The organism is Variovorax nivicola (assembly GCF_051216475.1).
Taxonomy (GTDB): Bacteria; Pseudomonadota; Gammaproteobacteria; order Burkholderiales; family Burkholderiaceae_C; genus Variovorax.
The window spans coordinates 82266-95086 of record NZ_JBPJZK010000013.1 but is presented as its reverse complement, the minus strand read 5'-3'; the positions used below and the strand labels follow the sequence as shown (position 1 = coordinate 95086).

At 69.3% G+C, this 12821-nt stretch carries 10 protein-coding genes; 7 read left to right on the top strand and 3 right to left on the bottom strand.

What is annotated here, in order from left to right; all coding sequences use genetic code 11:
- Positions 1-50: 50 nt before the first annotated feature.
- Positions 51-887: a creatininase family protein gene (locus tag ACSFBF_RS32565; protein WP_435474303.1), complete on the bottom strand. Its 837-nt coding sequence runs from the start codon at positions 885-887 to the stop codon at positions 51-53.
- Between the two features lie 291 nt (positions 888-1178).
- On the opposite strand from ACSFBF_RS32565, the gene pgaA reads away from it, so the two are divergent.
- From pgaA to ACSFBF_RS32540, 5 genes are all read left to right on the top strand, one after another.
- Positions 1179-3761 (top strand): poly-beta-1,6 N-acetyl-D-glucosamine export porin PgaA, encoded by a 2583-nt coding sequence (pgaA, locus tag ACSFBF_RS32560; protein WP_435474301.1) that lies wholly within the window; start codon positions 1179-1181, stop codon positions 3759-3761.
- Complete coding sequence (gene pgaB / locus ACSFBF_RS32555; RefSeq protein ID WP_435474299.1) at positions 3761-5845, top strand: poly-beta-1,6-N-acetyl-D-glucosamine N-deacetylase PgaB; 2085 nt, start codon at positions 3761-3763, stop codon at positions 5843-5845. The genes pgaA and pgaB overlap by 1 nt, the downstream gene beginning before the upstream one ends.
- Positions 5842-7119 (top strand): poly-beta-1,6-N-acetyl-D-glucosamine synthase, encoded by a 1278-nt coding sequence (pgaC, locus tag ACSFBF_RS32550; protein ID WP_435474297.1) that lies wholly within the window; start codon positions 5842-5844, stop codon positions 7117-7119. The genes pgaB and pgaC overlap by 4 nt, the downstream gene beginning before the upstream one ends.
- Positions 7109-7681, top strand: coding sequence for a poly-beta-1,6-N-acetyl-D-glucosamine biosynthesis protein PgaD (pgaD, locus tag ACSFBF_RS32545; protein WP_435474295.1), 573 nt, complete (start codon positions 7109-7111; stop codon positions 7679-7681). The genes pgaC and pgaD overlap by 11 nt, the downstream gene beginning before the upstream one ends.
- Positions 7682-7764: 83 nt before the next feature.
- Positions 7765-8562, top strand: a complete 798-nt coding sequence (locus ACSFBF_RS32540; RefSeq protein ID WP_435474293.1) for an SDR family oxidoreductase — start codon at positions 7765-7767, stop codon at positions 8560-8562.
- A gap of 265 nt (positions 8563-8827) precedes the next feature.
- Here the strand turns inward: ACSFBF_RS32540 and ACSFBF_RS32535 are convergent, their stop codons facing one another.
- A complete protein-coding gene (locus ACSFBF_RS32535) occupies positions 8828-9736 on the bottom strand; it encodes a LysR family transcriptional regulator (protein ID WP_435474291.1) in 909 nt (302 codons plus the stop codon).
- 85 nt (positions 9737-9821) lie between these two features.
- Here ACSFBF_RS32535 and ACSFBF_RS32530 point away from each other — a divergent pair, with 85 nt between their 5' ends.
- The gene (locus ACSFBF_RS32530; RefSeq protein WP_435474289.1) at positions 9822-10832 is read left to right on the top strand and encodes a zinc-binding alcohol dehydrogenase family protein; all 1011 of its coding nucleotides are present in this window, start codon (positions 9822-9824) and stop codon (positions 10830-10832) included.
- Between the two features lie 77 nt (positions 10833-10909).
- The gene (locus ACSFBF_RS32525) at positions 10910-11422 is read left to right on the top strand and encodes a GNAT family N-acetyltransferase (protein WP_435474287.1); all 513 of its coding nucleotides are present in this window, start codon (positions 10910-10912) and stop codon (positions 11420-11422) included.
- 6 nt (positions 11423-11428) lie between these two features.
- On the opposite strand, the gene ACSFBF_RS32520 is transcribed toward ACSFBF_RS32525, so the two are convergent.
- Positions 11429-12802 (bottom strand): PQQ-dependent sugar dehydrogenase, encoded by a 1374-nt coding sequence (locus ACSFBF_RS32520; protein WP_435474285.1) that lies wholly within the window; start codon positions 12800-12802, stop codon positions 11429-11431.
- Positions 12803-12821 lie beyond the last annotated feature (19 nt).

The following is a 12821-nucleotide window of genomic DNA, read 5'->3' as shown; positions in this document are numbered from 1 at the left end:
CGTTAACGCGACATGGGCACCGAAGCGAGCCCCTGCCGTGCCTTATCAGGTCAGGGCAGCGGGCCGGTGTTGGCCGTGCCCAGCGGCAGCCGCGACACCTCCGCCAGCAGCAGCGCCAGTTGCTGCGCTGCCGCATCGATCACCGCCTGGCCATGCTCTGCCGTGGCAGCGGCCGCGTTGCCGGCGGCGCCATGGGCGTTGTAGTCCTCCATCGCCCAGCCGAGCTTGGCGCTCTTGCCGTTGCCCAGGATGGCGTAGTCGGCCGCGCGCTGCTCGGAGGTGGAGCGAAAGTCCTGCGCCTGGCCCATGCGCACGAGTTGCGGCGTCAGCGCCAGCATCATCGAAGTCTCGATCTCGCCCGCGTGCACGCCGAAGCGGTGCTCCTGCGCGCTGAACTGCGTGCCCGCGTCGCCCAGCGGCAGGTTGAACCAGCTCACGCTGTAGACGATGAGCCCGTGCGCCGCGCGCAGCTCGCGCGCCACGATGTCCATCGCGCCCACATGGCCGCCGTGCGCATTGAACAGCACCAGCTTCTTCACGCCCGCGCGCGCCACGCCCGCGCCGATCTCGTTCCACAGGCGGATCAAAGTCTCGGCCGACAGCGTGAGCGTGCCCGCGAAGCGCGCGTGCTCGGGGCTCAGGCCGATCTGCTGGGTCGGCAGGAACAGCACCGGCAGTTCGGCCGGCAACAGGGGCAGCGACGCGGCGACGATGCCGTCTGCCAGCACCGTGTCCACGCCCAGCGGCAGGTGCGGCCCGTGCTGCTCGGTCGCGCCCAGCGGCAGCACTGCGACGGTGGTTGCCGCATCGAGCGCGGCGAAGTCGCGCGTGGTGAGGTGGGACCAGAAGCGGGGAAGCGGCAAAGGGGCCTGGGTAGCAGCGTTCATCGTGCGATCTTAGGCCGGTCGCGAGCCGGCATCGATGGCTTCCAGACCACAAAAGTAAACGACGGGGACGCCAAAAACGCGAATCTGTTCACACATACAACCAGTTCGTGGCACTTTGGTTTGCCATTGCTATTGATCCTCTCTAGAGTGATTCCCAAGTGAGTTTTCAAGGTTGCCGGCTTGTCACATACGCCGGCAGCCCGGTTTTCGCTGCGGCGTCGGTCGCCGGAAACCGCAGTCCGAATTCAAGGGAGCAGAGTGTTCATCCAGAAAAAAGCTGGAGGCACGGTCATGGCCGGGCGCAAAGCTGCGCTCGCCTGCTCGTTGTCTCATCGCCTTGCATATGCATCACAAGGATTTCCACCTCTAGCAGTCTGCGCACTGGCCCTCGTCACGCCCGCAGTGCTCGCGCAGCCGCCTGCCGCTATCGCCGCCGCGACCTACGACGCCCGGCAGCACGATGCGCTGATCGTCGCGCGGCGCGAAGGCCGCGTTACCGCGGCCCAGGCGCTCCAGCAATTGAAGGCCTGGCTCGCGGCGCCGATCGGCGACGACGCCCGCCAGCGCGTGGCTTCCGATGCCATCGCGATCGCCGCCGCCGACGGCCAGTTCGCCGAAGCCGTGGCGCTGGGCCGCCAGCTCGCACCGTCGAAGCTGGGCGACTACGCCCTGGGCCCGCTCGCGCTGGCCGCACGGCGCACCCATGAGCTCGCCCTGCAGGGCGAGGCCGTGGCCGTCTGGCGCGCCCGGCAACCCGGGGCGCGCGAGCCGCGCCTGCACGAAGCCTGGTGGCGCATCGACAGCGGCGACGTCGCGGGCGCGCAGGCGCTGTACCGCGCGCTGTCGCAGCCAGCGCCCACGCAGATCGAAGACCGCGTAGCGCTGCTGGAGCTGCGTGCCGCCCTGGCGCGCGCCGCGAAAGACCCGCTGCAGGCGCTCGCTGCCTACACCGAGGCCGGCGCGCTGCGGCCTGAACGCCGCGACATCCGCCGCGAGGCCGACTTCCTGCTCGCGAGCGCCGGCGCCGCATCGAGCGCCTTCAAAGACGCAGAGGCGGCGGAGCGCGCCGCGCCGGGCAGCTTCTCGCCGCTGGCGCTCTCGACCCTGCAGCAGGAAGCGCTGGCGCAGCGGCTGCACTGGGCGATCCAGGCGCGCGACCAGCGCCTGGGCGCGGAGCGCCTCGTCGCGCTCGACCGCGTGCTCGCCGACCAGGAGGCCGCGCTCGCGCGGGCCGATGCCGCGGCCCTGAAGGCGGACGCCAGCGACGCCGATGCATGGCGCACCGTGCGCGTGCGCCTGCTGTCCGACCGCCTGCTGGCGCTGGTCGAAAGCGGCCGCCCGGCCGACGCCATCGCGCTCTACGACACGACGCGTGCCACCGGCACGCAGCTGCCCTTCTACGGCCTCGGGGCCGCGGCGCGCGCCCTTGCGCAGGAGCGCCGCTCGGCCGAGGCCGTGCCGATCTACGAGGCGGCCGTGGCACGCGGCGGCGCCGACCTGCAGACGCCCGACCCGCTCTACTTCGGCCTGCTCTACGCCTACCAGGACACAGGCCGCTTCGAGGACGCCGAGGCACTGCTGCAGCGGCTGGAGCACGGCACGCCCGCCCTGCTGCGCCTCACGCCCGAAGCCGGCCGCCCCAACGGCGAGTACACCGATGTGAGCGGCCTGTGCGGCCTGACGCAGCTCTACACCGACCAGCCGGCGCTGGCGCAGCAAAGCTTCTCGGTGCTGACGCGCGAAGCGCCGCTCAACCCGGGCTATGCCTACGGCGCGGCCCTCACCGAGCGCCTGCGCGAACACCCCGAAGCCGCGCTCGCGCGCTTCGAGGCGCTGGCGGCCGACTCGCCCTACGACACCAGCGCGCGCACCGGCCATGTCGAGGCCCTGCTCGACGCCGGCGAATTCGCAGAAGCCCGCCGGCGCGCTGAATCGCTCGCGGCCGACCTGCCCGACTCGGTGCAGGTGCGCGACATGGAACGAAGGCGCCAGGCCCTCATCGGCCCGCGGCTCGACGTGGACGCCGAAGCCTCCTCCGGCGGCGCGGCCATCGCCAGCCGCGAGTGGCGCATCGACAGCCGGCTCAGCTCCGGCCTCATCGACGACCAGTGGCGCGTGTTCTACGACCAGTCGCTGGGCCGCGGCGTCACCGACATCGGCAACGCCAACTGGGCGCGCAGCGGCCTCGGCCTGGGCTGGCAGCGCGGCCGCTGGCTGGCCGAAGGCGCGCTGCAGCACGCCAACAGCGGCCCCTACCGCAACAGCATGGCCGGCCGGCTCGACTACCGCGCGGGCGACGCGTGGCGGCTGTCGGGCACCTACGACGGCGACAGCAAGGAGCTGCCGTGGAAGGCGCGCGTGGCCGGCATTGGCGCGCGCGAAGCCGGCGCGAGCGTGGGCTATGTGGTGAACGAGTCGCGCCGCTTCGACCTGAAATGGCAGCAGCTGGACTTCAGCGACGGCAACCTGCGCAACGGCCTCGACATCGGCTGGAGCGAGCGCTGGGTCAGCACGCCGAGCTTCCAGCTCGAGACGAAGCTCAGCGCCGACGCGAGCCGTGGCCGCGCCATCGACACCGCGCCCTACTTCAACCCTTCGAGCGACAGCAGCGTGCAACTCAGCGTACGCGCGCAATGGCTCAACTGGAAGCGCGACGACCGCCAGTTCTTCCAGGCCGTGGAGCTCGGCGGCGGCAGCTACCGGCAGGCCGGCTTCGGCAGCGGCCCGATGTGGACCTTGCGCTACGAGCACCGCTGGAACCTCGGCCCCAGGCTCGCGCTGCGCTACGGCCTGAGCATTTCCAGCCATCCCTACGACGGCGTGCGCGAACGACAGCGCGGCGTCTTCCTGAACCTCTCGACGCCCCTGCCGTGATGCGAAGAACGACGAAGAACCCTTTCACCTTCCTGCGCGCGGCCCTGCCATGGCTGCTGCTGGCGCTCTGCCTGCCGGCCCTCGCACAGCCGCTGCCGAGCGCCGACCCCGACGACGGCCTGAGCTTTCGCGTGATCTCCTTCCACGACGTGCGCACCAACGTGCGTGCGAGCTTCGAGACCTCGCCCGACGAGACTGCCGTGGACGAGCGCACCTTCGCCGAAGTGTTCGCCTGGCTGCAATACAACGGCTACCACCCGGTGAGCCTGCAGCAGATCGTCGACGCGCGCGCCGGCGGCAAGCCGCTGCCGCCCAGGGCCGTGCTGCTGACCTTCGACGACGGCTACCGCAGCGCCTACACCAAGGTGTTTCCGCTGCTCAAGCGCTACAACTACCCGGCGCTGATGGCGCTGGTGACCAGCTGGCTCGACGTGCCCCAAGGCCAGCAGGTGCACTGGGGCGACAAGCCCGCGCCGCGCGAAGACTTCCTGCTGTGGAGCGAAGCCGCCGAGATGGCGCGCTCTGGCCTCGTCGAGTTCGCGAGCCACAGCGACGCGATGCACACCGGCATCCTCGCCAACCCGCAGGGCAACATGCTGCCGGCCGCGGCCACGCACCGCTACGACCCGAAGACCGGCCGCTACGAGAACGACGCCGCCTACGCGCGGCGCATCGAGACCGACCTGCGCCGCAGCCGCGAGCTCATCGAGAAGCGCACGGGCGCGAAGGTGCGCTCCATGGTGTGGCCCTATGGCGCCTACAACGACGCAGCGCTGAAAGCCTCCGAGCGCGCGGGCATGCCCATCACCTTCACGCTGGACGACGGCTCGAACACGCCCGCCGTGCCACTCACCCGCATCCGCCGTGCGCTGGCGGCCTACGACAACGAGGCGCCCGAATACGCGCAGCTGCTGCGCAGCCCCGTGGGCGGCGAAGTGCGCCCGGTCAACCGGGTGATGCACGTCGACCTCGACTACGTGTACGACCCCGACCCGGCCCAGCAGGAGCGCAACCTCTCGGCGCTGATCGACCGCGTGGCCGCCGTGCGCCCGCGCGCAGTGTTCCTGCAAGCCTATGCCGACCCCGACGGCGACGGCGTGGCCGACGCGCTGTACTTTCCCAACCGCCATCTGCCGGTGCGCGCGGACCTGTTCGGCCGCGCGGCCTGGCAACTGCGCAGCCGCACCGGCGTGAAGGTCTACGCTTGGATGCCGGTAACGGCCTTCCGGCTGCCGGCCTCGAGCCCGCTCGCCACGCGCACGGTGACGGCGCAAGGCGGCGCGATGCCGGCCGACCGCTACCACCGGCTCACGCCCTTCGACCCCGCGGTGCGCGCGCTGGTCGGCGACATCTACGAAGACCTTGGCCGCCACGCATTCTTCGAAGGCCTGCTGTTCCACGACGACGCGACCTTGTCGGACGACGAGGACGCGAGCCCCGCCGCGCTGGCCACCTATGCGCAATGGGGCCTGCCGGCAGACGTGGCCGCGATCCGAGCGAGCCCCGAGCTGATGGCGCGCTGGACCACCGCCAAGACCCGCTACCTGATCGCGTTCACGCAGGAACTCGCCGCGCGCGTGGGAGCCTGGCGGCCCGCACTGGAAACTGCGCGCAACCTCTACGCGCGCCCGGTGCTGGAGCCGCAGGCCGAGCAGTGGTTCGCGCAGAACTACGAAGCCTCGCTCGCTGCCTACGACTACGTCGCGCTGATGGCGATGCCGCGCATGGAACGCGAGACCGATGCGCACGCGTGGCTGGGCCGGCTCGCGCGTCGCGCGGCCGATACGCCGCGCGGCCTCGACGGCACCGTGTTCGAGCTGCAGGCGCGCGACTGGCGCACCGGCAAGCCCGTGCCCGACGCGGAGCTCGCGCGCCAGTGGACGCTGCTGCAGCGCGCCGGCGTGCGCCACCTGGGCTACTACCCCGACGACTTCCTCAACAACCAGCCTTCGCTGGAGACCGTGCGCCGCGCGATCTCGGTGCGCACGCTGCTGCCGCGCGCATTGCGCGCGCCTTCCGCCGCGGAAGCTCCCACTCAGCCCACACAGCCCGCGCAAGCCGCGCCAGGAGAACGGTCGCCATGACCACCACACAGTTCCTCGCGCAGACGCTGCCCACGCTGCTGTTCGGCTTCGTCTTCTACTACCCGTTCTTCATGGCCTATGTGTGGATGGCGGGCGGCCTCTCGCATGCGTGGGTGTTCGAGCGCAAGCGCGACGTCGACGTGAACCCGCTCACCCTGCTGCCCTCGCACCCGCTGGTCACGGTGGTGGTGCCCTGCTTCAACGAAGCGCCGCACCTGCGCGAGGTGATCGAGCAGCTGATGCGCACGCGCTACCCGCACTACGAAGTCATCGCCGTGAACGACGGCAGCACCGACGGCACCGGCGAGCTGCTCGACGAGATGACGAAGGAGTACAGCCGCCTGCGCGTGATCCACAACGCCAGCAACCAGGGCAAGGCCGTGGGGCTCAACACCGCCTGCCAGCTCGCGCGCGGCGAATACATCCTGGGCATCGACGGCGACGCGCTGATCGACGAGGACGCCATTGCGTGGATGCTGCAGCCGATGCTGGCGTCGGAGCGCATCGGCGCGGTCACGGGCAACCCGCGCATCCGCACCCGCACCACGCTGCTGGGGCGCATGCAGGTGGGCGAGTTCTCTTCGATCATCGGGCTCATCAAGCGATCGCAGCAGCTGGTGGGCACGCTGTTCACGGTGTCGGGCGTGATTGCCATGTTCCGCCGCCGCGCCGTGCTGGAAGTGGGCTTCTGGAGCCCCGACGTGCTCACCGAGGACATCGACATGAGCTGGAAGCTCCAGCTCGGCGGCTGGCAGCTGCGCTTCGAGCCGCGCGCGCTGTGCTGGATCCTGATGCCCGAGACCTTGCGCGGTCTCTGGAAGCAGCGCCTGCGCTGGGCCATCGGCGGCATCCAGACCATGCTGCGCTACACCTCGAAGATCCTGCGGCCGCGCCACTGGCGCATGTGGCTCATCTACTTCGAGTACATGACGAGCGTGGTCTGGGCCTATGCGATGGCCGGGGTGCTGCTCATCAGCCTGGTGCGGCCGTTCCTGCCGGCCGACTCGTCCTGGCACTCGGCATTGCTGCCGCATTGGCAGGGCACGCTGCTGGCCATGACCTGCATCCTGCAGATGCTGCTGAGCCTGTGGATCGACCGCCGCTACGACCGCGACCTGATGCGCTATTTCGCCGGAACGATCTGGTATCCGATCGCTTTCTGGACCATCACGATGGCGAGCACCGTCGTCGCCCTTCCCAACGCTCTGATACGCCGCCGCGGCAAGCGCGCGGTGTGGACGAGCCCTGACCGAGGAGTTTCCGATGCACCTTGAGACCCATGCCCACAGCCGCCCGCACGACGACAAACCGCCGCCGAGCCGCCAGCGCTCCTGGGGGCAGCCCGCGGTGGACGAACCGATCATCGATGCCGCGCGCATCTCGCTGCGTGCGTTCGGCAGCGGCCGCTCGCCGCAGCGCACGCTGGCCATGTACCTGTGGCTGCGCGTGCTGCGACCGGCCATCACCATCGGCATCTGGTTCTGCGCGGTCTGGTATGCGTGGCCCTATGTGCTGGGCGCGCGCTCGCAACCCGAGGTGCTGCACCTGCTGGGCCTGTATGCGGTAGTGATCGGCGTGATCCTGGTGTCGATGCTGGCGATGGCGCCGTGGCGCCGCCGCCAGCACCGGCGCGAGGCCCCGCCGGAGCAGGAGCAGTCGTCGCTGTTCGCGCTGGCTTCGTACATCGAAGTGCCGCCCGCGCGGCTGTCGGCCTGGCAGCGCACACAGCAGTTGCTGGTGCACCACGACAACAACGGCCACCTGCGCGACGCCACCGACACCACGCCGGGCATGCTGGAGCCCGAGCCGCTGCAGCGCGCAGCCGCGCGGCGCTGAGGGTACAGCCGCGTCCGTGCAGGGGTTTCGCGGCGGTGCTTCAATCGCCGCCTCACACCACTCATCACGGCAAGGACTCTTTCATGGACCTCCAGCTCCACGACCAGCACGTACTCATCACCGGCGGCAGCAAGGGCATCGGCCTGGCCTGCGCGCTGGGCTTCCTGCGCGAAGGCGCGCGCGTGAGCCTCGTGTCGCGCGACATCGCCAATCTGGAGCAGGGCCGCAAGACGCTGGTCGAATCGTTCGCGCAGGCCGAGGGCCGCGTGTCGATCCATGCCGCCGACCTGAAAGACCCGGCCGGCGCCGAGGCAGCGCTCGACGCGGCCGAAAAGGCGTTCGGCCCGGTCGACGTCCTCGTCAACTCGGCCGGCGCCGCCCGCCGCACCCCGCCCGACGACCTGACCGCCGCGTCATGGCACGACGCGATGGACGCGAAGTACTTCACCTACGTCCACATGATCCACCCCGTGGTGAAGCGCATGGGCCAGCGCGGCCGCGGCGCCATCGTCAACGTGATCGGCCAGGGCGGCAAAGTCGCGAGCCCCGTGCACATGGCCGGCGGCGCGGCCAATGCCGCGCTGATGCTGGTGAGCGCCGGCATGGCCGCTGCCTACGCCGGCAAAGGCGTGCGCGTGAACGCCGTGAACCCCGGCCTCACCCTGACCGAGCGGCTGCAGGAAGGCATGAAGGCCGACGCGAAGCTGCAAGGCATCGGCACCGACGAAGCGCTGGCGCGCGCCAAGGCAAGACTGCCGCTAGGCCGCATCGCGACCCCGGAGGAAATCGCCAACACGGTGGTATTCCTGGCATCGCCAAAGGCAAGCTACGTGACCGGCGCCATAGTGGCAATGGACGGCGCCGTCACCCCAATGATCTGAGGCCGAGCGAAGCAAAGGCCCGCCAGCCTCCCCCTCCCCTCTGGCTGCGCCGAGGAGCGCAGCGTTTCGCGGATCAGGGCTCGCCCTTGTCTGAGCGAAGCGAGTTTGGGCGAGACCCCGCGAAACGCGAGCACCGCAGGTTGCCCCTTCGCTACGCGAAGGGGTCGCAGACAGTGGGGTCGCCTTTTCTTTGCCTACTTTCTTTTGGCGAAGCAAAAGAAAGTAGGTCGCCCGCCGGGGCGAGTCCCGGCCCCGAGAAAAAACCTCACCCCAAACCCAGCAACCCCTCAAACTTCAAACCAAGAAAATCAACAAACGCCCTGACCCGCGCCGGCACAAAGCGCCCACTCGGCAGCAACGCATGCAGCGGATAAGGCTCAGTCTCCCAGTCAGGCAGCAGTCGCACAAGGCGGCCTTCGCGAATGTCGTTCCGCACATCAAGCGCCGACTTGAGCGTCACGCCATACCCCGCCACAGCCCATTCACGCGCCAGCGAGGCATCGTCCACGCTGCGATTGCCATTCACCCGCACCTCAGTCCACTGCCCGTTCTGCGCAAACCGCCACACACGATGCCGCCGCCCCGAGCGATTGAAAGTCAGGCAGTTGTGATGCACCAGGTCCTGCGGCACCTTCGGCGCAGGATGGCGGCGCAGATAGTCGGGCGAAGCGGTGAGCACAGGATTGGTCACGGCGAAGGGCCGCGCCACCAGCCGCGAATCGGCCAGCGCGCCGTAGCGCAGCGCCACGTCGACCTCGTCTCGCATCACGTCCAGCGGACGGTCGCCCACCGACAGCGACAGCTGCACGCCGGGGTGCAGCACCAGGAATTCGTCGAACCACGGTAATAGCGTGCTGCGCGTGAGATCCGAAGGCGAGGCCACGCGCAGCGTGCCGACCAGCTCACCGCGGTCGGCTGTGACCAGCGATTCGCCTTCGTCGAGCAGCTCGAAGGCGCGCACCGCGTAGTCGAGCAGCGTCTGGCCCTGCGGCGTGAGGCGCATGGCGCGGGTCGAGCGCTCGAACAGGCGCGCGCCGAGCTGGGTCTCCAGCCGCTTGAGCGTGGCGCTGGCTGCTGCGGGCGTGATGCCCAGCGCATGCGCCGCCGCCGTGAGCGTGCCGCCGCGCGCCGTGTGCACCAGCACCTGCAGGTCGGAGAGATTTTCAATCTTCATTTGAAAGTGTTGCTGTTTCAGGCCACCTTATCAAACCGGTCTTGCGATCCTACATTCGGAGCATCGTTACTGAAAGGTTCCCGTCATGAAAGCCGTCGGCTACTACCAGCCCCTCCCCATCGACAACCCCGAATCGCTGCAGGACATCGAGCTGCCCGCCCCCGTGGCAGGCACGCGCGACCTGCTGGTGCGCGTGAAGGCGGTGTCGGTCAACCCGGTGGACACCAAGATCCGCAAGAACGCCGCGCCCGAGGCCGGCCAGGCCAAGGTGCTGGGCTGGGACGCCGTCGGCACGGTCGAGGCCATCGGCAGCGGCGTGAAGAACTTCAAGATTGGCGACCGCGTGTACTACGCCGGCTCGATCACCCGGCCGGGCGCGAACGCCGAGCTGCACGCGGTGGACGAACGCATCGCCGCCATCGCGCCGAAGAGCCTCGACGACGCACAGGCCGCCGCGCTGCCGCTGACCACCATCACCGCGTACGAGCTGCTGTTCGACCGCCTGCGGGTGCCCAAGGACGGCGGCGAAGGCCAGACGCTGCTGATTACCGGTGGCGCGGGCGGAGTCGGCTCCATCCTCATCCAGCTCGCGCGCCAGCTCACCAAGCTGCGCATCGTCGCCACCGCCTCGCGTGCCGAAACGCGCGCATGGTGCCTGGCGCTGGGCGCGCACGTGGTCATCGATCACTCGAAGCCACTCGCGGCCGAGCTCAAGGCGGCCGGCATCGGCGAAGTCGACATGGTCGCCAGCCTCACGCAGACCGAGCAGCACTACGCGCAGATCATCGAAAGCCTCAAGCCCCAGGGCCAGCTGGCGGTGATCGACGACATGAAGGTGTTCGACGCAATGCCGCTGAAGACCAAGTGCATCTCGCTGCACTGGGAAATGATGTTCACGCGCTCGCGCTTCGAGACGCCGGACATCGCCGAGCAGGGCGCGCTGCTGGCGGAAGTGGCTGCGCTGGTCGACGCGGGCCGCATCCGCACGACGGCGAATGCGAGCTTCGGCACCATCAACGCCGCGAACCTTCAGCGTGCGCATGCGCTCATCGAGAGCGGCAAGGCGCAGGGCAAGGTGGTGCTGGCGGGGTTCTGAGTCAGCACAATCGGTCGCATGACCGATAACGCTGCCCGCCCCCGCTCATCATCGAATTCGAAACCGAACGCCTGCGGATGCGCCAATGGCGCGAGAGCGATCTCGTGCCATTTTTTTCGCTGGCCTGCGACCCGCAGGTGATGGAATTTCTGCTGCCGCTGCCCACGCGGGCCGACAGCGATGCGCTGGTCGAGCGCATCAAGATGCGCTTCGCCGAGAACGGCTGGGGCTTCTGGGCCGTAGAACACAAGGCGTCCGGCGAGTTCATGGGCTTTACCGGGCTGAACTCGCCGCTGGCCGATCTGCCGTTTTCGCCGTGCGTCGAGATCGGCTGGCGCTTCGCTCGCAAGTGGTGGGGCCTGGGGTTTGCGAGCGAGGCTGCCCGCGGTGCCATCCGGATCGGGTTCGAGCAGATCGGGCTGGACGAGATCGTCGCGTTCACTGCGTGGAACAACACTCGCTCGGCAGCGGTGATGGAGCGCATCGGCATGAAGGAAGACGTGGCCAGCGCCTTCGATCACCCGCTGGTGCCCGAAGGCCACCCGCTGCGCCGGCACAAGCTCTACCGCATCGCCCGGCCGCAGCGCTGAAAAAGGCTACTTCACCTTCGACACCCGCCACACGGCGTTGCCCACGTCGTCCGCCACGATCAGCGCGCCGCCCTTGTCGAGCGCCACGCCTACTGGCCGGCCCTGCGCCTTTTCGTCGGCCGTCAGGAAGCCGGTCAGCACGTCGACCGGTGGCCCGCTCGGCTTGCCGCCGATGAAGGGCACGAACACCACCTTGTAGCCCGACTTGGGCTTGCGGTTCCACGAGCCGTGCTCGCCGATGAAGACGCCGCTGGCGAACTGCTCGGGCATGCCGCCCGCGCGCGAGAACGCCAGGCCCAGCGGCGCAACGTGCGAGCCCAGCGCGTAGTCGGGTGCGATGGCCTTGGCCGCCATCTCGGGGTTCTGCGGTGTCACGCGCGCATCGACGATGCCGCCGTAGTAGCTCCAGGGCCAGCCGTAGAAGGCGCCGTCTTTCACCGAGGTGAGGTAGTCGGGCACGAGGTCGCTGCCGATTTCGTCGCGCTCGTTCACCACGGTCCACAGCGCCTTGGTGTCCGGGTCCCAGCCCATGCCGTTGGGGTTGCGCAGGCCGCTCGCGAACAGGCGCTTCTCGCCGGTCTTCGTATCGACCTCCCAGATGGCGGCGCGGCCTTCTTCGGCGGCAAGGCCGTTCTCGCCGATGTTGCTGTTGGAGCCGACCGTCACGTAGAGCTTGCTGCCGTCGGCATTGGCAATCACGTTCTTGGTCCAGTGGTGGTTGATGCCGGCGGGCAGCTGCGTCACCAGCGTGGGGTTGGCGCTGATGGAGGTCTGGCCCTCGGTGTACGGCACCTTCACCAGCGCATCGGCGTTGGCAATGAAGAGCTCGTTGCCGACCAGCACCATGCCGTAGGGCGACATCAGGTTGGTCATGAACACCTGCCTGACCTCGGCCAGGCCGTCGCCGTTGGCATCGCGCAGCAAGGTGATGCGGTTGGCGCTGGGCACGCCCGCGCCAGCGCGGCCCATGACCTTGCCCATGACCCAGTTGCGGATCTTGGCCATGAGGCCATCGCCGCCGTCGGTGGCGCCGCCGCCGGGCTTGGGCGGCTTGTTGCTCTCGGCCACGAGGATGTCGCCGTTCGGCAGGGTGTAGACCCAGCGCGGGTGGTCGAGGCCGCGTGCCAGCGCTGTCACCTGCAGGCCTTCGGCCGGGGTGGGCGAGGCGGTGTCGGTCCAGCCGACGGCGGGGGCGACGTTGACGGTGGGAATCAGGGTCTTGTTCGGCTCGGCCAGTTGCGGGCGGGGGCCGGTGGTCAGCTCGGGCGCGAGCTTGGCGGCCTCGCCACAGCCGGCGACCAGCAGCGCGGCGGCCAGGGCCAGAGCGGTCGTCTGCCAGGGAAACGTTGTGCGGGTGGGCGCTTGCTGCGGTTCATTCATGCGTAATCCTTATGCGGCC